Origin of the sequence: Georgenia faecalis (genome assembly GCF_003710105.1) — a bacterium.
In the GTDB taxonomy this organism is placed as follows: domain Bacteria; phylum Actinomycetota; class Actinomycetes; order Actinomycetales; family Actinomycetaceae; genus Georgenia_A; species Georgenia_A faecalis.
Window position 1 is genome coordinate 2,743,421 of record NZ_CP033325.1, and the last position, 23,301, is coordinate 2,766,721.

Genomic DNA, 23,301 nt, shown 5'->3' on the forward strand with positions numbered 1-23,301 from the left:
GCCATCCCACCCGATTGCTCACTATCGGGTGAGATTGCTGTGCCTATAGCGCTGGGATGTCACCCATAGCGGCCAGACGGGGCGGCTGGGGCCCGCAGACGCGGCGATGTGGCCGGCGGACGGGGGCGACGCGGGGCCGGCAGACGTGGGCCAGCCAGACGGGGCGGCGTGGCAGGCAGCCGGGGCGCGGCGGGGCGGCGGCTCCAGCGTTTCTGCACGATCACCAACGCGGGAGGGGCTGCATGATCAGCAGAGGGGATGACAGAGGCGGGCGCCGCCCGCGACTCGCGCGGGCGGGAACGACGGCGGCCGCCGCCCCGTCACGCGTGTGACAGGACGGCGGCCGACGGCGGCTGCGCGGGATCAGGCGAGCTGGCGCCTCCGGTGGGCGAGGGCCAGGCCCGCGCCCGCGGCGAGGAGCAGCAGGCCGAGGGCGGCGGCCCCCAGGCCGGCGCCGGTCACCGGCATGTCCCCGCCAGGTGCGCCGGGTCCGTCGGCCTCGGGCGCCCCGTCGCCGGGCTCGCCCGTCGGGTCGCTCGGGTCCGTCGTCGGCCCCGTCGGCCCGGTCGGGTCCGTCGTCGGGTCGGTCGGGTCCGTCGTCGGGTCCGTCGGGTCCGTCGTCGGGTCCGTCGGCGTCTCGGTCGGGGTGTCCGTCGGGTCCGGCGTCGGGGCCGCGGAGGCCTCGACGAGGACCGCGACGGTCCGTGCCGGCACGGTGACGGTGCCGGCGGCGGCGTCCCAGGTGGTCCCCCGGACGACGTCGTCAGCTCCGGCCGCCTGGACCGGGGAGAGCGTGAGCTCACGCCCGGCCAGGTCGGTGACCGCCTGGGTCACCGGCTCCGGCGTCGCGTTGAAGACGACGAGCAGGCCGTCGAGCGCCGGGTCGACGTCCTCACCCACGGTGTCGTCCACCCGCATGGTGACCACGCCGGGGGCCGCCTCCGGGCCGGAGCCCGGGAAGGTGACCTTCTGCGCGATGAGGTCCGCCGAGCCGAGCCGGAACAGCTCGGTGGAGAACCGCAGCTCGAGCAGGTCCTGCGCCATGGCGCTCGACGCCGCGATGTCCTGCGGGGTCGGCGCGAGCGCCGGGTCCGACAGCAGCGGGCGCATGAGGTCCCAGTGCGTGCCGTTGTCCGCCTCCGGCGGCAGGCCGACGCCGAAGTTGTTGTCCTGGCCGGTCCAGTCGATGCGGTTGAAGTGGTCGCCGGAGTTGTAGCTGTTCCGGTCGAGCGACTTGCTGCGCAGCAGGTCCGTGCCGGCGTGCCAGAACGACGGCGTCTGGGACAGGGCCGTGGTGGCCAGCGACAGGGTGTTCATCCGCACCCGCTCCGCCATCGTGGTGTCGGTGGGGAGCTTGAGGGTGAGCAGGTCGAAGAGGGTCTCGTTGTCGTGGGCGTCCACGTACGTGATGACCTCCTCCGGCTGCTCGGCGTACCCGGCCGGTGCGCCGCGGTAGTCGATCTCGTCGCCCCGGCGCACCTCCCCGTCGGCGGTGAGGAAGGAGTACCCGGCGAGGTTGCCGGCCAGACCCAGGCGCACGAGGTCGCTCTGGTGCTGGAGGTCGGCGAGCTCCGCCTCCGGCGTCGGGAAGTACCCGGCGCCGTTGGGGTCGGTGTACAGGCCGGTGCCGAAGCCCTGCTGCTGGATGGTGCTGGAGTCCACCGGCGAGCCGCCGTGGACGGCGTCGCGCAGCCGGTCGGAGAACGTCCCGATGCCGGTGCCGCCCAGCTCACCCTGCTTGGCCTGGACGAAGCGGGCGTTGCCCGCGACCTCTCCGAAGTCCCAGCCCTCGCCGTAGAGGTAGATCGCCGAACCGTCGACGCCGTCCTCCTCGAGCGTGAGGGCGTCGAGCGCCGCGCGGACCGCGAGCATGTTGTCCCGCGAGTGGTGGCCCATGAGGTCGAACCGGAAGCCGTCGACGCGGTAGTCCCGCGCCCACAGGACGACGGAGTCGACCATGAGCCTCTCGGCCATGGCGTGCTCCGTGGCGACGTTCTCGCAGCACGTGGAGGTCTCCACCGAGCCCGTCGGGGACAGGCGATGGTAGTAGCCGGGCACGACCCGGTCGAGGACCGAGCGCTCGGCCTGGCCGGAGGCGGAGGTGTGGTTGTACACCTCGTCGACGACCACCTGGAGGCCGGCCTCGTGCAGGCCGCCCACCATGGTGCGGAACTCGGCGACCCGGGCACCGCCGTCCGGCTGGGTCGCGTAGGACCCCTCCGGGGTGGAGAAGTGCCAGGGGTCGTAGCCCCAGTTGAAGCCGTCCGCGTCGGCGACGGCGCCGACCGCGGCCTGCTGCTCCTCCGACGCCGGGCCGGCGTCGGCCGTGATCTCCGGCTCCGACTGGGCGGCCCGGTCCTCCTCGATCGTGGCGATGTCGAAGGTGGGCAGGAGGTGGACGGTGTTCATCCCCGCGTCGGCGAGCTCACGCAGGTGCGTCATGCCGGCGCTGTCGGGCTGGGCGAAGGCGAGGTAGGTCCCCCGCAGGTCCTCGGGCACCGACTCGTCGGAGATGGAGAAGTCGCGGACGTGGAGCTCGTAGATCGTCCGGTCGACCGGACGCTCGACGACGGGGGCCGGGGTGTCGGCCCACAGCTCGGGCGCCCACGCCTCGTCGGCGAGGTCGAGGAGGACGGAGTGGGTGGAGTTGCGGGTGAGGCCGACGGAGTAGGGGTCGGTCACCTCGTTGGTCACCACCTCCCCCTCGGCGGGGACGTAGACCTCGACGGCGAAGCGGTAGGCGCGGTCGCGCCAGTCCGCCGCACCCTCGACCGTCCACGAGCCGTCGTCCTCGCGGGTCGCGGCGATCCGCTGGGGCTCGCCGTTCCCGGTGCCGTCGGCCCACAGGAGCAGGTCGACGTCCTTGGCGGTCGGTGCCCACAGCGCGAGCGTCGGCTCACCGCCGTCCCACGTGACACCGAGCGCGCGGTCGGCGGCGTCGGCGGCATAGAGGTCGTCGAGGACCCCGGGGATCTGGACCCCGGTGAACGCGGTCGGGACGTCGCCCGCGCCGCGCTGGAGGACCATGAGCTGGCCGGTGAGGACCCGCTCCGTCGTCTCGCGGTCGAGGCCGTCGACCCGGAGGGCGACGTGGCCCGCGAGGTGCGGGTAGGCCGCGGCGAGCTCCTCGCCGATGCCGGAGGCCACGCGGGTGAGCGTCACCTCCTCACCGCCGTTCACGGTGCCGTCGGCGAGCGTGATCCCGCCGGTGGGGGCGTGGTGGAGCGACCACGTGAGGTCGGCCGGGTCGGCGCCGCCGAGCAGGTCGGTCGGCCACGCGATCGTCGTCGCGTCGAGCCAGTGCGCGCCGAGCTGCCCCGCCCCCGCCACCGGCGGGTCGGTCACCTCGATGGTGAGCTGGTGCGTCGCGATGTCGTAGCTGAAGACCACGAGCTTGCCCTCCGTCGCGCTGAAGGGGATGTTGGCGCCGTTGAGGGCACCGTTGGCGCCGTAGTTCTCGGCCCAGCCGAGGTTGTGGGCCACCTTGACCTCGTACGCACCGGTGGGCAGCGCGTCCGTCGACCAGGTGTACACGCCGTCGCCGTCGACGTCCTGCATCCAGGTGGCGAGGCAGTCGGGCTGCCAGTCACCGGGGCACCCGGCCTCGCTCTGGTAGCTGCCGGGCAGCGTGATGAGCGGGCCCTCGGCGCTGGACGTCACCACGTGGGTGATGGGGTCGTAGTAGAAGGTGATGGGACCACCGGCGTGGGTGTAGGCGATGTTCGCCCCACCGGGCACGCCGCCGACGCCGTAGCTGACGTCCCACGTCCCGCCGACGGCGGCCTTGTACTCGTAGGAGCCGGCGGGCAGGTCGAACGTCGCGGAGTACGCGCCGTCGGGACGCTGCGTGAGGACCGCGGCCTCGCAGTCGGGCGCCCAGTCCGCGGTGCAGCCCATCTCCGTGTTGTGGCTGCCCGGGACGGTGACGAGCTCGGACTGGCCGGGACCCTCGTCGACGCTGAGGTCGACGGCCTGGTCCACCGAGCCGACGGTCGAGGCGGCGACGCGGTGGCCCGCGGCGTCCTCCGTCACGGCGCGGTACTCGACGAGCGTGCCGCGAGGCAGGTCGCTCGCGTCGTGGAAGACCCGGGGCGTGTCGCCCTCGGCGACGCCGAGCGCCGTCCAGTCCTCCTCGCCGACGAGGCGGTAGGCGAAGCTCGTCTCGGCCCACACGTCGTCGGCGACGTCGGCGCTCACCGGGACCATGCCGGTGACCTTCGCCCCGGGGGTCGGGGTCAGGGTGACGTCACCGGCGGCGGCGGGCTCGCCCACGGTCTCGTCGGCGACGAGCACGAGGGCCTCGAGGCCGGGGACGGTGAGGGTGAGCGCACCGTCGGCGCCCGCGGTGACCGTACCGGCGTCACCGTAGCGCGAGGTGTAGGTCGCCCCGGGCGTGAGGGTGGTGAAGGTGACCGTCCGCGCGGCGGCCGCGTTGTTGACGGCGACGACGTGCTCGACGCGCTCGTCGACGTCGACACGGGCGAAGGCGTAGACGCCGGCGCCCTCGTCGGCGTGCAGCTCGACCTGGGCGCCGGTGGTGAGCGCCGGCGTGCTCGAGCGCAGCTCAGCGAGCTCGGCGATGTGCGTGTACAGCGGGACGTCGGTGTCGAACCGGTCCTGCGAGCCGATCGGCTCCCCGTACAGCGTGAGCTCCTGCTGGTACTGCTCGGTCTGGCTGGCGAAGAGGCTCTGCCGGGCGTCCTTGTCCCCGCCCGCACCGACGAAGCCCTGCTCGTCGCCGTAGTAGACGACGGGCTGGCCGCGGGTGAGGTACATGAGGGAGTGGGCGAGCATGGAGCGGTCGAGCTCCGCGCCCGCGCCGTCGAGGAAGAACCCGACGCGGCCCATGTCGTGGTTGCCGAGGAAGGTGGGCAGGGCGTCGGCGGTCGTCGTCGGCGTCGTGTAGTAGTCATCTGAGGCGAACAGCGCGGACAGCGCCTGGGCGGTGGCGCCCTTGGCGTAGTTGACCGCGGCCGACTGGAACGCGAAGTCGAGGACCGAGCTCATGTCGGTCTCACGGACGTAGGGCGAGAGCAGGCGGGCGTCGGCGTCGTAGACCTCGCCGAACATGAAGAACTCCTCGTTGCCCTGGGCGCGGGCGTGGTCGAGCACCTCGGTGCTCCACTCCTCCCAGAACTCGAAGTTCACGTGCTTGGCGGTGTCGATCCGGAAGCCGTCGATCCCCAGGTCGATCCAGTCCTGGTAGACGTCGATGAAGCCGTCGACGACGCGCGGGTGCTCCGTCATGAGGTCGTCGAGCCCGGAGAAGTCGCCGTAGGTGACGGACTCGCCGGACCACGTCGAGTCGCCCCGGTTGTGGTAGAGCGTGACGTCGTTGAGCCACGCGGGGGTCCGCTGGAACTCGGGGTTCGCCACGGGGGTGTACGGGAAGGAGACCTCGGGGTCCAGCGCCGGGAAGTCACCCGTGCCGGCGTAGTCGGCGGGGTCGAACGGCGCACCGTCCGCGTCCCGGTAGGGGGACGTCTCCTGGTCGACGTAGGAGTACTGGCCCTCGGTGTAGGAGATGACGTCCGCGGTGTGGTTGGTGATGATGTCGAAGTAGACCTTGATCCCGCGGTCGTGGGCGTCGTCGATGAGCGCCTCGAGCTCGGCGTTGGTGCCGAGGTGCGGGTCGATCCGGGTGAAGTCCGTGACCCAGTAGCCGTGGTACCCGGCGGAGGCGTTCGCGCCCTCGCCCTGGACCGGCCGGTTGGCGAACGACGGCGTGAGCCAGATGGCCGTCGTGCCCAGGCCCTCGATGTAGTCGAGCTGGGAGTGCAGGCCGGCGATGTCGCCGCCCTGGTAGAAGCCCTTGTCCGTGGGGTCGAAGCCGGAGACGAGGCGGTCCTCGCCCAGCCCGGCGGTGTCGTTCGTCGGGTCGCCGTTGGCGAACCGGTCGGTCATGACGAAGTAGAACTGCTCCTGGGCGCCGGCCTGGCGAGCCGGCTCGGCGACCAGGGCGTCGTCCGCGGGCGTGTAGTCGCCCGCGAGGTCGAGGACCTCGAGGCCGACGCGGTCGACGTTGTCGTCGAAGACGAACCGCAGCCGCGTCTCACCGGCGAGGGGAAGCGCGAAGTTCGTCTCGCCGCCGTCGACGCCGTAGGCGTCCTCCCAGTCCCCGCCGAGGGCGACCTTGAACTCGTGGTCGCCGGCGGGGACGTCGAACTCGGCGGCGAAGACGCCGGCGGTCTCGGTGGCGGTCAGGGCGGTGGCCTCGCACGCGGGCGCCCAGTCCTCGGCGCAGCCGAGCTCGGCCTGGAAGCTGCCGACGAGGACCGGGAGGTGGTCGTCGGCTCGGGCGGGTGGGGCTAGGGGCCCAGCGCCGGCACCGGCGAGGCCGATGAGGGCGAGAGCGGGCAGCAGCGCGGTAGCGACGCGCCGTCGGGTGGTGCTCACGGGCATGGGGACTCCTGTGTCTCCGAGCCACGGGCGCGTGGCTCGGGCTGAGCCTAGGGGTCCTGCAACGACCGTGCAAGACCTTGCAACCGTTTCAATGGAGCCGGTTCGCGTGCGGGCGGCGACGGCGTCAGCGGAAGTGCCGGACGGCGTGCTCGGGCCCGCGGTGGTCGCGGTGGAACTGCCCGCCCGGCACCTCCAGCGAGCCGTCCGCCCGCCGGAACGCCTCCACCACGAACGGGAGCCGCCGGTTGACCTTGGCGCGGCGCTCCGCCGCCGTGCGGCCGAGGTACTGGTCGTCCCGGTCGATGAGGTGACCGACGAGGTAGGTGCGCCCGCCGGTCTCGACGACGCACGCGTTCCCAGGGTTCTTGACGTCCTCGTTGCCCTCGAGCACCACGTCGTCGAGGACCCCGTCCGGCCCCGTGCGCGAGGCGAACCCGGCGTCGCCGGGGAGGGCCTGGAGGACCGCGTAGCCGCCGTAGCGGTACCAGTCGTACTCGGCCCCGGGCTCGTCGGGGAAGGCCCACTCGCGCGGCTTGTCGTTGGCGAAGCAGTCGGCCCCCGAGGTGAGGAGCAGGTCCCCGGCGAGGTAGGGCGCCTCCTGGACCCGGTGGTAGACGTCGCCCGCCCGCGGCGCGAGCAGGCGCCGGACCGGCCCGGACGGGACGCGGACCCGCGTGCCGGTGTCGTCGAGGGCGTGCTCGGTGATGTCCGCCCCGTCGGAGCCGAGGACCAGGGCCCACCCGTCGTCGCCGAGATGGACGAACGGGTCGATGCAGCGGTAGCCGGGCCCGGAGAGCAGCGGCGCCGCAGTGCGGTCGAGGAACGGCCCCTCGGGGCGGTCCGCCGTCGCCACGCTGACGTGGCTCGTCACGGACCCGGCCAGCCTGCGCGCCGGGTCCCGGTACCGCGTGAGGACGAGCGAGTAGTACAGCAGCGCCGTGCCGCTCGGGGAGAGCACGGGGTGGGAGGCCCACACGGACACCGCGACGTTCCCGGACGGGAGCCACTGCGGCAGGGCCGCCAGCGCGTCGAAGGGGAGCAGCTCCCAGGCGTGCAGGTCCCTCGACCGCGCGACCTGCGCCCGGACGGGCACCACGGTGAACCCGTCGCTCACCCGCTCGCCGCTGGCGACGAAGGGTCCCTCGCTGCCGCCCGCGCTCCTGGTCCGCGCCAGGCGCGTGGTCGCGGTCCCGTACATGTAGAACGTCCCGTCCACCTCGACCACCGTCGGGTCGGCGAAGTCCTCCTGGAGGACCGCGAGGTCCGACGCCCGGGGGTAGCGCCCGCCGCTGCGGTACGCGAGGACCGCTCCGTCCGGGCCGACGTGGTGGCCGCGAGCGCCGTCGTAGGACCAGTCCACACCGGCCCCCTCCCCGCCGTCACTGCCCGACGAACGCCTCGATGCGGTCGAGGAGGGCCTCCAGCGCGGTCTCGAACTCCTCCGTGGCATGGTCGACGGACAGCGTGCCGCGCAGCCTGAGGACCGTGGGGTAGTCGGCGATGTCGGCCGACGTGGTGGGCATGTCCGCGCCGCCCTCGTCCAGGGTCTCCTCCGTCATCGCCTGGGCGCCGCCCTGCGCGACGGCGAGGAGCAGCTGGCCGAGCAGGAAGCTCGTGAACGCGCGGTAGGTGATCACCGCGTGCTCCTCGGTGAACCCCATCTCCAGGAGGGTCCGCAGGAAGTCCTCGACGACCTCGAGGTTACGCAGCGGTGGTCGCAGCCACGGCGCCGCGGGATGGCGGGTGGCGACGAGCGGGAAGGTCTGCGGGTAGCGCAGGGCGATGTCGCGGACGGCGTGGGCGACGCCCTGGAGGTACGCCTGCCAGCCCCCGCGCGGGCCGAGGTCCATGTCGGCGGAGCGCTCGACGCCGGCGGTGACGGTGTCGACGATCGCCTCGAGGAGGTCCTCGCGCCCGTCGACGTAGCGGTAGAGGGCCATGGCCTCCACGCCGAGGGCACTGCCGAGGCGCCGCATGCTCAGCGCGTTGACCCCCTCGGACTCGACGATCCCGATGGCCGTGTCGATGACGAGGCCCCGGTCGAGGGTCGGACGGGGCCGCTCGCTCGCCCGCTCGCTCACGTCGCCCCCCTTTGCGCGGCGCTGCCGTGCGCCACGTTTACATCGTAAACCGCATCGGTTTACGATGTCACCCGTCCGTGCGGCGTCTCACCGCCGCCACGGCACTCGGGGGGAAAGGCCACCATGGAGAGCACCACAGAGGAGCCCTACGGCTCCGTCGCGCTCATCACGTCGCACGGTCGCTCGCGCCTCGTCCTCACGGGCGAGATCGACCTCGGCGTCAAGACGCAGGTGCAGCCCGCCGTCGACGAGGCGCTCGGGCGGAACCTGCCCATCGACGTCGACGCCCGCGAGCTGCGGTTCATGGACTCCTTCGGCATCGCGACCCTCGCCGTCCTGGTCCGGCGCAGCCCGCACCGCGTGCGGCTCATCCAGCCGCCGGAGCTCGTCCGGTTCCTCCTCGACGTCACCCGCCTCGACAGCCTCGTCGACGTCCTCGACGAGGACCCGGGGCCCAACGAGGCGCACCCCGCCGGGCACACGACCGACGTCTGAGCCGCCGCACGGGCGCGGCCGGGCCGTAGCCCTGCCGACCGACGCCTGCCCGTCGACGACGACGCCCCCGTACCGGCAGGAGCGGTACGGGGGCGTGGTCGCGCGGGTCAGATGAGGCCGAGGCCCTTGACGGCCTCGCGCTCCTCGACGAGCTCGGCGACCGAGGCGTCGATCTTGGCGCGCGAGAACGCGTTGATCTCGAGGTCCTGGACGATCTCCCAGCGCCCGCCGACGGAGCGGGCCGGGAAGGAGGAGATGAGCCCCTCCGGGACGCCGTAGGAGCCGTCGGAGGGCAGCGCCACCGAGGTCCACTCCCCCGCCGGGGTGCCGTTGACCCAGTCGAAGACGTGGTCGACCGCGGCGTTGGCGGCCGAGGCCGCGGACGACGCCCCGCGCGCCGCGATGATCGCCGCGCCCCGCTTGGCGACGGTGGGGATGAAGTCGTTCTCCAGCCACGCCTCGTCGACGAGCTCCGACGCCGGGCGCCCGGCGACGCGGGCGTGGAAGACGTCCGGGTACTGGGTGGCCGAGTGGTTGCCCCAGATCGTCAGCCCGGTGATGTCGCCGACCGGCGCACCGGTCTTGGCGGAGAGCTGGCTCAGCGCGCGGTTGTGGTCGAGGCGCGTCATGGCCGTGAAGCGCTCCGCCGGGACGTCGGGGGCGTGCGCCTGCGCGATGAGCGCGTTCGTGTTGGCGGGGTTGCCGACGACGAGGACGCGCACGTCCTGCGCCGCACCGGCGTTGATGGCCTCGCCCTGCGGCTTGAAGATGCCGCCGTTGGCCTCGAGGAGGTCACCGCGCTCCATGCCGGGTCCGCGCGGGCGCGCACCGACGAGCAGGGCGATGTTCGCGCCGTCGAACCCGCGGCGCGGGTCGTCGAAGATGTCGATCCCGGCGAGCAGCGGGAAGGCGCAGTCGTCGAGCTCCATCGCGGTGCCCTCCGCGGCCTTGACGCCCTGCGGGATCTCGAGCAGGCGGAGCCGGACGGGCACGTCCGGGCCGAGGAGCTGGCCCGAGGCGATGCGGAAGAGGAGTGCGTAGCCGATCTGACCGGCGGCACCGGTGACCGTGACGTTGACAGGCGTGGTCATGGGAGGAGCTCCTTCTCAGGCGAGGCGGGCGGCGAGGTTCTCGTCGAGGGCGGCGAGGAACTCCTCCGTGGTGAGCCACTCGGCGTCCTTGCCGATGAGCAGCGCGAGGTCCTTGGTCATCTTCCCGCTCTCGACCGTCTTGATGACGACGTCCTCGAGCGTCTGCGCGAACTCGGTGACCTCGGGGGTGCCGTCGAGCTTGCCGCGGTGGGCGAGCCCTCGGGTCCAGGCGAAGATCGAGGCGATCGGGTTGGTCGACGTCGGCTTGCCGGCCTGGTGCTGGCGGTAGTGCCGGGTGACGGTGCCGTGCGCGGCCTCGGCCTCCACGGTCTTGCCGTCCGGCGTCATGAGGACCGACGTCATGAGGCCGAGCGAGCCGAAGCCCTGCGCGACCGTGTCGGACTGGACGTCGCCGTCGTAGTTCTTGCACGCCCAGACGTAGCCGCCCTCCCACTTCATCGCGGCGGCGACCATGTCGTCGATGAGGCGGTGCTCGTAGGTGAGGCCCGCGGCGTCGAACTGGTCCTTGAACTCGGCCTCGAACACCTCGGCGAAGATGTCCTTGAAGGCGCCGTCGTAGGCCTTGAGGATCGTGTTCTTCGTCGAGAGGTAGACGGGGTAGTTCCGCTGCAGGCCGTAGGCGAACGAGGCGCGCGCGAAGTCGCGGATCGACTCGTTGAAGTTGTACATGCCCATCGCGACGCCGCCGGCCTCGGGGTAGGTGACGACCTCCTGGTGGATCGGCTCGGAGCCGTCCGCCGGCGTGTAGGTCAGCGTGAGCGTGCCCGCACCGGGGACCTTGAAGTTCGTCGCCTTGTACTGGTCGCCGTGGGCGTGGCGCCCGATGATGATCGGCTTGTTCCAGCCGGGCACGAGGCGGGGGATGTTCGAGATGATGATCGGCTCGCGGAAGACGACGCCGCCGAGGATGTTGCGGATCGTCCCGTTGGGCGAGACCCACATCTTCTTGAGGCCGAACTCCTCCACGCGGGCCTCGTCGGGCGTGATGGTGGCGCACTTGACGCCGACGCCGTGCTCCTTGATGGCGTTCGCCGCGTCGATGGTCACCTGGTCGTCCGTGGCGTCGCGGTTCTCGATACCGAGGTCGTAGTACCGCAGGTCCACGTCGAGGTAGGGGTGGATGAGGCGGTCCTTGATGAACTGCCAGATGATCCGCGTCATCTCGTCACCGTCGAGCTCGACGACGGGCCCAACCACCTTGATCTTCGACATTCGCGCCACTCCTGACCGCCCACGCGGGCGACTCGCCACGTCCGTGCGCGCCGAGGCCTCGGCGCCGCTGACCAGATTACTCGACATCGAGATACTTGGCCCCGGAGGGACGGCGCGAGTGTCGGCCCCTACGCGAAGCGGCGCGGGTGGACCCCGCCGGGCGCGTCCTGCGTGTCCGGGCCCGAGGCCCCCGGGCGGTCCTCACCGGCGTGGGCGCCGTCGTCGGTCGGGTCCGCCCCGGGCGCGAGGCTCACGCCCACGCGGTCCACCCGTCGCCCGTCGAGCGCGGTGACCGTGAGGAGGAGGTCGTCCCACACCAGGGTGTCCCCGACCTTGGGCAGCCGCCCGAGCCCCGCCATGAGGAACCCGCCCAGGGTGTCGAACGGCCCCTCGGGCAGCTCCCGCCCGAGGACCTTGGCCACGTCCGCGCGGCCCAGCAGGCCCGCGACGTCCTCCACGGCGCCCCGGAGGACCACGCCCGGCTCCTCCCGGTCGTACTCGTCGTGGATCTCCCCGACGAACTCCTCGACGACGTCCTCGAGGGTGATGATGCCGTCGGTGCCGCCGTACTCGTCGACGACGATGGCGAGGTGGGAGTTGGCCGCCCGCATCTCCGTCAGGGCGGCGAGGATGAGCTTGCCCGTGGGGAAGAACATCACCTGGCGCACGAGGTCGCCCACCGCGCGCACGTGGTCCTCGGGGTGGATGAGGTCGCGCACGTGGATGAACCCGACGACGTCGTCGTCGTTCTCCCCACGGACGGGGTAGCGCGAGTGCTCCAGGGTCCGCACGAGGAGCTGCGCGTCACTGATGGGCAGGTCCGCGTCGAGGAACTCCACCTCGGTGCGCGGCGTCATGATCTCCTGCACGGTGCGCTCCCCGACGGCGAGGAGGTCGACCACCATGCTGCGTTCCTGCTCGCCGAGGGACTCGTGCTCGGCGACGAGCGAGCGCAGCTCCTCCGCGCCCATCTCCTCGCGCTGGGCGTGCGGGTCGCGCCCGAGCAGCCGCATGACCACGTTCGTCGAGGCCCCGAGCAGCCAGATGACCGGACGCATGATCGTCGCGATCCAGTCGAGCGGGGTCGCGACGACGACCGAGAACTTCTCGGCACTCTGCATCGCCAGGCGCTTGGGGACGAGCTCGCCGAAGACCAGCGAGAGGTAGGAGATGACGACAGTCGTGCCGATGAAGGCGATCGACCCGGCGGCCCCGGGCGCCAGGCCCCACGACTCGAGGGTGGGGGAGACCTGGGGCGCGATCTGCGCGGCACCGAACGAGGCGGAGAAGAACCCGGCGAGCGTGACGCCGACCTGGACGGAGGAGAGGAACCGGTTGGAGTTCCCGGTGAGCTTGGCGACCTTGGCCCCGGCGCCGCCCCGCTCGGCCAGCGCCCGCACCTGGCCCTCGCGCAGGGAGACGAGGGCGATCTCCGACGCGGCGAAGACACCGCCGAGGAGGATGAAGGCGAAGACGAGGACGATGTCAATGACGAGGTCGTTCATCGGTCCGTTCTCCCGGGGGCCGGGGGGTCAGGTGAGATAGCCGGCCGGCGCGATGACGACGAGGGCGGCCGCGAGGACGAGGAGGGCCGCGACGTCGAACGGCCGGGACCGGGCCGCGAGGGCGCTGGGCCGGGCCCGGTCGACGGCCCGGGCGCCGGCGAGGACGAGGAGCACGACGGCGAGGACGCGCACCGCGGTGGGCGCATCGACCCACAGGGCGGTGCCGCAGACGGCGAGCACGCCGACGACCAGCGCCCACAGCACGGGGCTGTGCGCGCTATGCGCACCCTCCGAGGTCGTCACCCCCGAAAGACTACCGTGGAGGTCATGACCGACGCCCGTCTCCCCCGCCGCGTCCTCGTCGTCGGCGCCGGGTTGGCGGGGCTGCGCACCGCCATGGAGCTGCGCGCCCAGGGCTTCGACGGCGAGCTCACCGTCGTCGGTGCCGAGGAGCTCCCGCCCTACGACCGCCCGCCCCTGTCCAAGCAGCTGCTCACCCGCGCCGAGCCGGTGTGGCTCTCCGACGACCTCGGCGCCGACCTCGCCGACCTCGCCGACCGCGTCCTGCTCGGGCGGCGCGCCCTCGGCCTCGTGGCCGGCGACGACGGCGCCACCGTCACCCTGGACGGGCACGAGGAGCTCAGCGCCGACGCCGTCGTCCTCGCGTGCGGCTCCGCGGCGGTGCGCCCACCGGCGCTCGCCGGGGCCCTCACCCTCCACACCGCCGCCGACGCCGCCGCCCTGCGCGCCCGGCTCCTGCCGGGCGCGCGGCTCGTGTGCGTCGGGGCGGGCTGGATCGGCGCCGAGGTGGCGGGCGTGGCCGCGGCGGCGGGGGTGCGCACCACCGTCGTGGAGATGGCGGCATCCCCGCTCACCCGCCAGGCCGGGGTGGCCGGCGAACGCACCCGCGGCTGGTACGCCGACGCCGGCGTGGACCTGCGGACCGGCGCCGCCGCCGTGGGCACCGAGGCGGGCGGGCTGCGGCTGGCCGACGGCACCACGCTGCCCGCCGACGTCGTCCTCGCCGCCGTCGGTGTCCGGCCCAGCACCGCCTGGCTCGCCCCCGCTCTCCCGCTCACCGCCCGCGGCGCCGTGCCGGTCGACCCGGGCGGCCGGGTCCGGGGTGGGCCGGCGGCGGTGCGCGCCGTCGGCGACTGCGCCGACCGCACCTCCCCGCGGGACGGCCTCGTCGAGGGCGGCCACTGGGACGCCGCCCTCACCCACCCCGCGGGCGTGGTGGCCGACCTCCTGCGGACCGCTCCGCCCGCCGACCCGGCGCCGTACGTCTTCTCCACCCAGCTCGGCCACGACGTCGCCGTCGTCGGGCGGCCGACCGCACGGTCGCGGGTCGTGTGGCGTGAGGACGCCACGTCCTGGGCGGCGCTGCACGTCGAGGACGCCGAGGACGGCACGGCGCGCCTGCGCGCGGTCGTCGCGGCCGACCGCCACCGCGACGTCTCCGCCGCCCGCAAGGCCCTCTCCCGCGCGGCGCACCCCGTCATCGACCTCGCCGCGGCGACGGACCCCGCGGTCCCCCTGCGCCAGGTGCTCGCGGAGCCCGCCGCTGCCGTCCGCCCCACGCCCGAGGTCCACCCAAAGGTGTAGCCCGGGGGCCGCACGCCCCGACCTTCGCCCGATGTGCCGCCGCCGCCAGCGCGACAGGATCGGTCCCGTGGACATCTCCGAGCTCGCCGCGAGCAGCAACTACCCGGCGTTCGCCGCCGTCCTCGCCGTCCTCGCCCTCATCGACTCCACGAGCTTCGGCACGCTGCTCATCCCCGTGTGGCTCCTCCTGGCACCCGGCCGGGTGCACGCGGGCCGGGTCATCGCCTACCTGGGGACCGTCGCGGGCTTCTACCTCGCCGTCGGCGTCGCCGTGCTCCTCGGCGCCGGCACGCTCCTCGAGCGGTACGGGGACGCGCTCGACTCCCGCCCCGCGGCGGTCGTCCAGCTGGTCCTCGGCGTCGCCCTGCTCGCCCTGAGCTTCCGGTTCGACGGCAAGGCCGCCGCCCGCCGGGCGGAGCGGCGCGGTGCGGGCGCACCGCGGCCGGACCGGCTCTCCCGCTGGCGGCAGCGCGCCCTCGGCGCGGAGGCCGACGGCGCCGTCGCCACCCGCACGTCCGTGCTCCCCCTCGTCGGCCTCGCGCTCGCCGCGACGTCCGTCGAGGTCGCCACGATGCTTCCCTACCTCGCGGCGATCGGGGCGATCACCGCGGCGGACCTCGGCGCCGTCCCGTCGTCGGCCGTGCTGGCCGCCTACTGCGTCGTCATGGTGGCGCCGGCCCTGCTGCTCCTCGGCGGCCGCGCGGTCGCGGCCCACGCGGTCGACCCGTGGCTGCGGCGCCTGGAGGCGTGGCTGTCGAAGAATGCCGCCGAGATGACCGGGTGGGTCCTCGCCATCGTCGGCGTGCTCCTCGCCGTCAACGCCTGGGGGCGGCTCGGCTGAGCCGCCCCCACGGCGCCCGGCGCCCTAGTGGGCGAAGTGCCGCGTACCGGTGAGGTAGAGCGTCGCCCCGGCCGCCTGCGCGGCGGCGACGACCTCCTCGTCCCGGATCGACCCGCCCGGCTGGACGACGGCGCGCACCCCGGCGTCGAGGAGGACCTGCAGCCCGTCCGCGAACGGGAAGAAGGCGTCCGAGGCGGCCACCGCGCCGCGCGCGCGCTCGGCGCCGTCGGCGAGGGCGTTGGCCCGCTCGACGGCGAGGCGGCACGAGTCGACGCGGTTGACCTGCCCCATCCCCACGCCCACCGACGCGCCGTCCCGGGCGAGGAGGATGGCGTTGGAGCGCACGGCCCGCACCGAGCGCCACGCGAAGACGAGGTCGGCCAGCGTGGCCTCGTCGGCGGGCTCGCCCGCGGCGAGGGTCCAGCCCGCCGGGTCGTCCCCGGGCGCGTCCACCCGGTCGACGTCCTGCACGAGCAGGCCACCGCTGACGGCGCGCGTCTCGACGGCGCCCGGCTCCGTGTCGGCGACCCGCAGCAGCCGGACGTTCTTCTTGCGGGCGAGGATCTCCACCGCCTCCGGCTCGAAGTCCGGGGCGACGACCACCTCGGTGAACACCGGCGCCACCTGCTCGGCCATCGCGGCGGTGACGGGTCGGTTGGCGGCGATGACGCCGCCGTAGGCCGAGACCGGGTCGCACGCGTGCGCCTTGGCGTGCGCGTCGGCGACGTCGGCCCCCACGGCGATGCCACACGGGTTGTTGTGCTTGACGACGGCCACGGCCGGCTCGGCGTGGTCGTGCGCGGCCCGCCAGGCGGCGTCGGCGTCGACGTAGTTGTTGTAGCTCATCGCCTTGCCGTGGAGCTGCTCGGCGCCGGCCAGCCCGGCCCGGCCGTGCGCGGACCGGTACAGGGCGCCGCGCTGGTGCGGGTTCTCCCCGTAGCGCAGGACCGCGGCCCGCTCCCAGGTGGCGCCCGTCCACGCGGGGAAGGCCTCGCCGTCGGGCGCGAGGACCTCGCCCATCCACGAGGCGACGGCGACGTCGTAGGCGGCGGTGTGCCGGAAGGCCTGCGCCGCGAGGCGCCGGCGCTCGGCGAGGGTGAAGCCCCCGTCGGCGAGCGCCCGGGTGACGTCGCCGTAGGCGGCCGGGTCGGTGACGACGGCCACCGAGGGGTGGTTCTTGGCGGCGGCGCGGACCATCGAGGGCCCGCCGATGTCGATCTGCTCGACGCACTCGTCGGCGGACGCCCCCGACGCCACGGTCTCGGCGAAGGGGTAGAGGTTGACGACGACGAGGTCGAACGCCTCGATGCCGAGCTCGGCGAGCTGGCGGGTGTGGTCGGCCAGGCGCCGGTCCGCGAGGATGCCGGCGTGCACGCGGGGGTGGAGGGTCTTCACCCGGCCGTCGAGGCACTCGGGGAAGCCGGTGAGCTCCTCGACCGGCGTCACGGGCACGCCCGCGTCGGCGATGCGGGCCGCGGTGGAGCCGGTGGACACGATGCTCACCCCCGCCTCGTGCAGGGCGCGGGCGAGGTCGGGCAGGCCGGTCTTGTCGTAGACGGAGACGAGCGCACGGCGGATGGGCAGCTGGTCGGTCATGGCACCACTCCTGGGTCAGGCGTCACGGGACGGACCCAGGCACCCAGGCGCGCGGCACACTGCAAGGGGACGTTCCGGTCGCTCCCCGGTGGTCAGGTCCACCTCGTCCTCGCCAGTCACGACCGCGGCCGAGTCTAGCGCGGGCCGACGACGACCCGACGGTCCTCCAGGCGCCATCCCTCGCGGGCGAGCCGGCCCACCTGCTCGACGAGCTGCGCGCGCTCGGCGACCTTGATCCGCTCGGTGAGCGACGCCTCGGTGTCGTCGTCGAGGACGGGCACCGCCACCTGCGCGAGGATCGGGCCGGTGTCCGTCCCGGCATCGACGAAGAAGAGCGTCGCCCCGGCCAGCTTGACGCCGTGGTCGAGCGCGTCCCGCGGGCCGTGGATGCCGGGGAAGGCCGGCAGCAGGGAGTTGTGGGTGTTGACGTAGCGCCCGGCGAAGCGCTCGAGGAAGGCGGGGCCGCAGAGCTTGAGGAACCCCGCGGACACGACGAGGTCGGGCGCGTGCGCGGCGACGGCGGCCGTGAGCGCGGCGTCCCACGCGGCCCGGTCGGGGTGGGCCCCGACGCGCTCGACGAAGGTGGGCACCCCGGCCTCCTGTGCGAGGGCGACGCCCCCGGTGCCCTCCCGGTCGGCGCCGACGGCGACCACCTCCGCCCCGTACGCGGGGTCGGCGCAGGCGGTGAGGAGGGCGGCGAGGTTCGACCCGCCCCCGGACACGAGGACGACGACGCGGCAGCTCGGCACGGCGTCAGCGTAACCACCCCGCGATGGAACAATGCGACCATGCCCAGCCGACGCCCGACCGCCCCGCGCCAGGACCGGCGTCCGGACGCGCCGCACCCCGGTGGCGCGCACCCCGACGGGCCGCACCCCGACGGCGCGCGCCGCGGGCGACCGCAGCCCACGCCCGAGCAGGCGCGCGCGGCGACCCGGCCGGTCATGTGGTTCTCGCTCGTCCTGCTCACGGCGGTGGTCGTCCCCATGATGGGGGTGCGCTGGCCGCTGCCCCTGGTCTCCGGGGCGCTGGCCCTGGCGGCGCTCGTCGTCGGTGTCTACGCCCTCGTGCGGGTCTGGCGGGCCGGGGTGCGGGGCGCCATCGTCCCCACGCTGGCCATCTCCCTCGTCCTCGCCGCCTACCTGCTGGTGAGCGCCGTCGTCCAGGCGGCGATGTGGCCGGCCTACGCGGCCTACGCCGACTGCACCGACCGGGCCCTCACGGTCCAGGCGGAGCGCGCCTGCCGGGCCGAGCTCGAGGACGCGGTCACCGACCGGATCCTCGGCCAGGAGGCACCAGCGGCCGACCGCTCGTAGCGTGGGTGGCGACCCAGCACCCCATCCGAAGGGACGATCTATGTCGCACCTCACCGGTAAGCGCGTCGCTTTCCTCCTCACCGACGGGTTCGAGGACTCCGAGCTCACCAGCCCCTGGGACGCCGTCACCTCCCACGGCGCCGAGGCGGTCCTCGTCTCCCCCGCCTCCGGCACGGTCACCGGCAAGAACGGCCACGAGGCACCGGTCGACCTGCCCGTGGGCGAGGCCCGCGCCGACGACTTCGACGGCCTCGTCCTGCCCGGCGGGGTCGTCAACGGCGACCAGCTGAGGACGGACGAGCGGGCGGTGACCTTCACCCGCGACTTCTTCACCCAGCACAAGCCGGTCGGCGTCATCTGCCACGGCGGCTGGATCCTCACCGACGCCGACGTCGTCTCCGGGCGCACGCTCACGTCCTACCCCAGCCTCAAGACCGACCTCGCCAACGCGGGCGCCACGTGGGTGGACGAGGAGGTCGTCGTCGACCAGGGGCTCGTGAGCAGCCGGACCCCCGACGACCTTCCCGCCTTCAACGCGAAGCTCGTCGAGGAGCTCGCCGAGGGCGAGCACCCGGCCGGCTGAGACGCCGGTGCTCGTCCTCCTGGCGAGCCCGTTCCTCGGCCCGGCGGCCTGGGAGCCGGTGGCCCGCGCGCTGGCCCGCCTCGGGCACGACGTCCTCGTGCCCGAGGTCCCGGCCCCGCGCGCGGCCGCCGACGTGCTCGCCGCGCACCTGGCGGCGATCCCCGACGACCGGCCGGTGACGCTCGTCCCCCACTCCAACGCGGGGACCGTCGTGCCGGCCCTGGTCGCGCGCCGCCGGGTGCGCGGGGTCGTCTTCGTCGACGCGGTGGTGCCCGCCGCGTCCGGGCGGCACCCGGTGGCGCCGCCGGCCCTCGTCGCCGACCTCGCCCCGCTCGCGGACGCGGCGGGTGACCTGCCGCCGTGGACGTCGTGGTTCCCGCCCGACGCCGTCGACCCGCTCTTCCCCGACCGCGCCACCCGCACCCGGCTCGAGGCGCGCCTGCCCCGGGTGCCGCTCGCCTACCTCCGCGACGACGTCGCCGTCCCGGACGGGTGGCGCGACGTCCCCGCCGCCTACCTCGCCTTCGGGGACACCTACGACGCCGAACGGAGGCTCGCCGGCGAGCTGGGGTGGCCCGTGCGGACCCTCACCGGCGGCCACCTCCACCTGCTCGCCGACCCGGACGCCGTCGCGGCGGCCGTGGACGTCCTCGCCCGGAGGGTGCGCGCGGCGTAGCGGTCAGCTCGCCTGGTGCCCCGACGCGTCCTCGCGCGAGCCGGGCCGGAGCCGGTGCCACATGGGCGCCGCCCGTCGCGGCGCCTCGGGCGCCGTCGTGGCGTCCGCGTGGGTCGACGCGTCGGCGTGGGTCGACCCGTCGGCGTGGTTCTCGGCGTCGCCGTGGGCGACGGCGTCGGCGCGTGCCTCGTCGCGGCGCGCGCGCCTCGACTCGCCCGCCGCCGTCACCCGGCCGCGCGCCCCCCGGAAGCCGCGCAGGACGGTGGCGCGGGACCAGGGGTGGGCAAGGAGTACGACGAGCACGGCCCCCAGGGCGACCTCCAGGGCGACCGCGCCGACGACGGCGGGGGGCGCGGCGCCCACCACCGCCATCCGGCCCGGGCCGATGGAGCCGCGCGCCACCAGCGCCGCGACGCCGGCGAGCACGCCCGCCCCGGCACCGGCGAGGGCCGCAGCGAGCACGGCGCTGCCCGGGTGGGGCTGGAAGCGTCGCCGGTGCAGGCGCCAGCCGGTGAGCGCGCCGACGAGGACGGGGACGAGCACCACCCACGTGAGGTCGGGGCCACCCGGGCCGGGCAGGGCGCCGAGCAGGGGCACCGCCGGCAGCGGGGCGGCGACGACCTCGCCCGGGGCGAAGTCGGTGCCCGTCCCCACGACGAAGCCCGGTCCGGCGAGCCAGCCGAGCGCCCAGACGACGGCCGTCGGCAACCACAGGAGCTGACCGAGGACGAGCGCGACGGCGCCGACGACGTCGGGGGCGAGCGCCCGGTGGAGGTCGACGACCTGGGGCCAGCCCACAGCGATCGCGAGGCCGGCGGCGAGGACCGCGGCGATCGCGAGGCCCAGGCCCGCCCAGGTCGCCGCGCGGGTCCCCGCGCGCACCGGCTCCGGCACGCGGGCCAGGGCGGCCCGCAGCCGGGGGGCCGGGACGTCCGCGCGGCGCAGCGCGGCGCCGGTCCCGAGGGCCGCGATGACCGCGGCCCCGAGGGCGGCCCCCGGGCGTCCCGCGGGCCCGGTGACGAGCAGGGAGAGGACGAGCGTCATCGCGACGTGGCCGGCGACGGTGAACCCCGCCGGGCCCCAGCCCCGCAGGCGCGCCCGGCGGGCGCCGCCGTAGACGAGGGCGAGGCTGAGCAGCGACAGCCCCAGGGGGGCGAGGGTGAGGGCGGCACCGCCACCGAGGGGCCGGACGCCGCCCTGCCCGAGGAGCCAGAGCGCCGTCCCGGTGCGCGCCGCCTCCACCCAGCTCGCGTCGCCGAGCACCGGCGCGGCGGCGGTGGCGACGTAGGCGGCGACCGCGGGGACGACGACGGTGAGCCAGCTGAGGACGGCTGCCTCGACGCCCGTGATGGTGGAGCGCAGCCACCCCTCGGGCATGCGGCGGGTGCGCGCCGGCTGGGGGCCGATGACGCGGGGAGGCGTGGTGGTGGCGGTCATCGTGCCCATCGTCGCCTCCCCCCGCCCGCGGGGGCCGCTGGGCGGGCGGCGTGTCCGCCGCGGGTTGTGTGATCCGTACGCCGCACGCCCCCGGCGCGGGCCGGGGGCGTGCGGGTGGTGCGAGGGGGTGCGGCCGGAGCGGGTCCCGGCCGCGGCTCAGCCGGCGAGGATCTCGCGGGCCAGGCGCGCGGTCTCCGACGGCGTCTTGCCGACCTTGACCCCGGCCGCCTCGAGGGCGACCTTCTTCGCCTCGGCGGTGCCCGAGGACCCCGAGACGATGGCGCCGGCGTGGCCCATCGTCTTGCCCTCGGGGGCGGTGAAGCCGGCGACGTACCCGACGACCGGCTTGGTGACGTGCGCCTGGATGAACTCCGCGGCACGCTCCTCGGCGTCGCCACCGATCTCACCGATCATGACGATGAGGTCGGTGTCGGGGTCCGCCTCGAACGCCTCGAGGGCGTCGATGTGGGTGGTCCCGATGACCGGGTCCCCGCCGATGCCGATGGCGGTGGTGAAGCCCAGGTCCCGCAGCTCGTACATCATCTGGTAGGTGAGGGTGCCCGACTTGGAGACCAGGCCGATGCGGCCCGGGCCGGTGATGTCGGCCGGCGTGATGCCGACGTTGGACTTCCCGGGGCTGATGATGCCGGGGCAGTTCGGGCCGATGAGCCGCACGCCCTTGGACTGGGCGTAGGCGAAGAACTCGGCCGTGTCCGCCACCGGGACGCCCTCGGTGATGATGACGACGAGCGGCACGCCGGCGTCGACCGCCTCGACGACCGCACCCTTGGTGTGGGCGGGCGGGACGAAGACGACGGAGACGTCGGCTCCGGTGGCCTCGCGGGCCTCCGCGACCGTGCCGAAGACGGGCACGGAGACGGTGCCGGCGGTGCGCTCGGCGCTGCCGGGCCCGAGGGGCTCGACGTCGAAGTCGACGCTGGTGCCCGCCTTGCGCGGGTTCACCCCGCCGACGATCTGGGTGCCGGCGCCGAGCATGCGGCGGGTGTGCTTCTGCCCCTCGGCACCGGTCATGCCCTGGACGATGACGCGCGAGTTCGCGTCGAGGAAGATCGACATGGTGTGGTCCGTCCCTTACTTCGCAGCCGCGAGCTCGGCGGCCTTGGCCGCAGCGTCGTCCATGGTGTCCACCATCGTCACGAGCGGGTGGTCGGCCTCGGCCAGGATCCGGCGTCCCTCGTCGACGGCGTTGCCGTCGAGGCGGACGACCAGGGGCTTGGTCGCCTTGTCGCCGAGGATGCCCAGCGCCTGGACGATCCCCTTGGCGACCTCGTCGCAGGCGGTGATGCCGCCGAAGACGTTGACGAAGACGCTGCGCACCTGCTCGTCGCCGAGGATGACGTCGAGCCCGTTGGCCATGACCTCGGCGTTGGCGCCGCCGCCGATGTCGAGGAAGTTCGCCGGGCGCACGCCGTGGCGCTCGCCCGCGTAGGCGACGACGTCGAGGGTGCTCATGACGAGGCCCGCGCCGTTGCCGATGATGCCGACCTGGCCGTCGAGCTTGACGTAGTTGAGGCCCGCGGCCTTGGCCTTGGCCTCGAGCGGGTCCGCGGCGGCGGCGTCCTCGAGGGCGGCGTGGTCGGGGTGGCGGAAGTCCGCGTTGGCGTCCAGCGTCACCTTGCCGTCGAGGGCGATGATGGCGCCGTCCTCGGTCCGCACGAGCGGGTTCACCTCGACTAGGGTGGCGTCCTCCTCGCGGTAGACGGTCCACAGCTTCTCGATGACCGCGGCGACGTCGGCGGCGATCTCCGGGGCGAACCCGGCGGCGTCGACGATCTCGCGGGCCTTGGCGGCGTCGATCCCGGTGATGGGGTCGACGGCGACACGGGCGAGGGCCTCGGGGCGCTCGACCGCGAGCTGCTCGATCTCCACGCCGCCCTCGACGCTGGCCATGGCGAGGTAACGCCGCTCCGCGCGGTCGAGGAGGACGGAGAAGTAGAACTCCTCGGCGATCTTGGCGCCCTCGGCGATCATCACGCGGTGGACGGTGTGGCCCTTGATGTCCATGCCGAGGATCTCGGCCGCACGCGCCTGAGCCTCCTCGGGGTTGTGGGCGAGCTTGACGCCGCCCGCCTTGCCGCGGCCACCGGTCTTCACCTGCGCCTTGACCACGACGGTCCCGCCGCCCAGCTCTTCGGCCGCAGCCCGGGCCTCTTCCGGCGTCGTCGCGACGACACCGCCGAGCACGGGAACCCCGTGCTTGGCGAACACGTCACGCGCCTGGTACTCGAACAGATCCACCCGGATGAGTCCTCTCGTCGTCGCTGGTCCCGGTGCCTCGACATCGAGACATTCAGGCCAGCGTACCGGCCCGCGCCGTCCGGCTTCCTCCTGGGGGCCGGCGGCAGGCCCGGTGCCGACGTTCGGCGACCCGCGCACACGGGTCAATGGACGGTGCGGCGCCGGCGTCGCCGACCGCCGC

Annotated in this window: 18 protein-coding genes and 1 riboswitch; of the genes, 6 read left to right on the forward strand and 12 right to left on the reverse strand. The window is 74.3% G+C overall.

The features are described 5' to 3' along the window. Nucleotides 1-363: 363 nt before the first annotated feature. The 3 genes from pulA to EBO36_RS12030 all read right to left on the reverse strand — a co-directional run bounded on the left by pulA (nt 364) and on the right by EBO36_RS12030 (nt 8,483). Complete coding sequence (gene pulA / locus EBO36_RS12020; RefSeq protein WP_122824829.1) at nt 364-6,402, reverse strand: pullulanase-type alpha-1,6-glucosidase; 6,039 nt, start codon at nt 6,400-6,402, stop codon at nt 364-366. Nucleotides 6,403-6,526: 124 nt separating this feature from the next. Further along, a complete protein-coding gene (locus tag EBO36_RS12025; protein WP_164471463.1) occupies nt 6,527-7,762 on the reverse strand; it encodes a family 43 glycosylhydrolase in 1,236 nt (411 codons plus the stop codon). A gap of 19 nt (nt 7,763-7,781) precedes the next feature. After that, nucleotides 7,782-8,483, reverse strand: coding sequence for a TetR/AcrR family transcriptional regulator C-terminal domain-containing protein (locus tag EBO36_RS12030; protein ID WP_241236884.1), 702 nt, complete (start codon nt 8,481-8,483; stop codon nt 7,782-7,784). A 123-nt stretch (nt 8,484-8,606) separates the two neighbouring features. Between EBO36_RS12030 and EBO36_RS12035 the strand changes: the two genes are divergently transcribed. Then, nucleotides 8,607-8,978: an STAS domain-containing protein gene (locus EBO36_RS12035; RefSeq protein WP_122824831.1), complete on the forward strand. Its 372-nt coding sequence runs from the start codon at nt 8,607-8,609 to the stop codon at nt 8,976-8,978. 107 nt (nt 8,979-9,085) lie between these two features. On the opposite strand, the gene EBO36_RS12040 is transcribed toward EBO36_RS12035, so the two are convergent. From EBO36_RS12040 to EBO36_RS12055, 4 genes are all read right to left on the reverse strand, one after another. After that, a complete protein-coding gene (locus EBO36_RS12040) occupies nt 9,086-10,069 on the reverse strand; it encodes a malate dehydrogenase (RefSeq protein WP_122824832.1) in 984 nt (327 codons plus the stop codon). 15 nt (nt 10,070-10,084) lie between these two features. Then, the gene (locus EBO36_RS12045) at nt 10,085-11,302 is read right to left on the reverse strand and encodes an NADP-dependent isocitrate dehydrogenase (RefSeq protein WP_122824833.1); all 1,218 of its coding nucleotides are present in this window, start codon (nt 11,300-11,302) and stop codon (nt 10,085-10,087) included. 128 nt (nt 11,303-11,430) lie between these two features. Further along, nucleotides 11,431-12,807: a hemolysin family protein gene (locus tag EBO36_RS12050; protein WP_122824834.1), complete on the reverse strand. Its 1,377-nt coding sequence runs from the start codon at nt 12,805-12,807 to the stop codon at nt 11,431-11,433. Nucleotides 12,808-12,834: 27 nt separating this feature from the next. Continuing rightward, nucleotides 12,835-13,110, reverse strand: coding sequence for a DUF3017 domain-containing protein (locus EBO36_RS12055; RefSeq protein WP_127571426.1), 276 nt, complete (start codon nt 13,108-13,110; stop codon nt 12,835-12,837). Between the two features lie 24 nt (nt 13,111-13,134). On the opposite strand from EBO36_RS12055, the gene EBO36_RS12060 reads away from it, so the two are divergent. Together EBO36_RS12060 and EBO36_RS12065 are read left to right on the forward strand one after the other, a co-directional pair. Continuing rightward, the gene (locus EBO36_RS12060; protein ID WP_122824836.1) at nt 13,135-14,412 is read left to right on the forward strand and encodes an NAD(P)/FAD-dependent oxidoreductase; all 1,278 of its coding nucleotides are present in this window, start codon (nt 13,135-13,137) and stop codon (nt 14,410-14,412) included. Between the two features lie 67 nt (nt 14,413-14,479). After that, on the forward strand, nt 14,480-15,253 hold the full coding sequence (locus tag EBO36_RS12065) for a GAP family protein (RefSeq protein WP_222928721.1): 774 nt from the start codon (nt 14,480-14,482) through the stop codon (nt 15,251-15,253). Between the two features lie 24 nt (nt 15,254-15,277). On the opposite strand, the gene purH is transcribed toward EBO36_RS12065, so the two are convergent. Beyond that, a complete protein-coding gene (gene purH, locus EBO36_RS12070; protein WP_122824838.1) occupies nt 15,278-16,849 on the reverse strand; it encodes a bifunctional phosphoribosylaminoimidazolecarboxamide formyltransferase/IMP cyclohydrolase in 1,572 nt (523 codons plus the stop codon). Nucleotides 16,850-16,883: 34 nt separating this feature from the next. Next, a riboswitch (ZMP/ZTP riboswitch) is annotated at nt 16,884-16,979 on the reverse strand. Between the two features lie 4 nt (nt 16,980-16,983). Further along, nucleotides 16,984-17,598: a phosphoribosylglycinamide formyltransferase gene (purN, locus tag EBO36_RS12075; protein ID WP_122824839.1), complete on the reverse strand. Its 615-nt coding sequence runs from the start codon at nt 17,596-17,598 to the stop codon at nt 16,984-16,986. Nucleotides 17,599-17,637: 39 nt separating this feature from the next. Here purN and EBO36_RS12080 point away from each other — a divergent pair, with 39 nt between their 5' ends. Genes EBO36_RS12080 through EBO36_RS12090 form a run of 3 tightly spaced genes read left to right on the forward strand, consistent with a single transcriptional unit; the run spans nt 17,638 to nt 19,424 of the window. Further along, nucleotides 17,638-18,165 (forward strand): hypothetical protein, encoded by a 528-nt coding sequence (locus EBO36_RS12080; protein ID WP_122824840.1) that lies wholly within the window; start codon nt 17,638-17,640, stop codon nt 18,163-18,165. Between the two features lie 40 nt (nt 18,166-18,205). Next, nucleotides 18,206-18,748, forward strand: coding sequence for a type 1 glutamine amidotransferase domain-containing protein (locus EBO36_RS12085; RefSeq protein ID WP_122824841.1), 543 nt, complete (start codon nt 18,206-18,208; stop codon nt 18,746-18,748). Nucleotides 18,749-18,755: 7 nt separating this feature from the next. Continuing rightward, nucleotides 18,756-19,424, forward strand: coding sequence for an alpha/beta fold hydrolase (locus EBO36_RS12090; RefSeq protein ID WP_122824842.1), 669 nt, complete (start codon nt 18,756-18,758; stop codon nt 19,422-19,424). 3 nt (nt 19,425-19,427) lie between these two features. On the opposite strand, the gene EBO36_RS12095 is transcribed toward EBO36_RS12090, so the two are convergent. The 3 genes from EBO36_RS12095 to sucC all read right to left on the reverse strand — a co-directional run bounded on the left by EBO36_RS12095 (nt 19,428) and on the right by sucC (nt 23,120). After that, a complete protein-coding gene (locus tag EBO36_RS12095) occupies nt 19,428-20,861 on the reverse strand; it encodes a cell division protein PerM (protein ID WP_164471464.1) in 1,434 nt (477 codons plus the stop codon). Between the two features lie 156 nt (nt 20,862-21,017). After that, nucleotides 21,018-21,938: a succinate--CoA ligase subunit alpha gene (gene sucD / locus EBO36_RS12100; protein ID WP_122824844.1), complete on the reverse strand. Its 921-nt coding sequence runs from the start codon at nt 21,936-21,938 to the stop codon at nt 21,018-21,020. A gap of 15 nt (nt 21,939-21,953) precedes the next feature. Beyond that, nucleotides 21,954-23,120, reverse strand: a complete 1,167-nt coding sequence (gene sucC / locus EBO36_RS12105) for an ADP-forming succinate--CoA ligase subunit beta (RefSeq protein ID WP_122824845.1) — start codon at nt 23,118-23,120, stop codon at nt 21,954-21,956. Nucleotides 23,121-23,301: the final 181 nt, after the last annotated feature.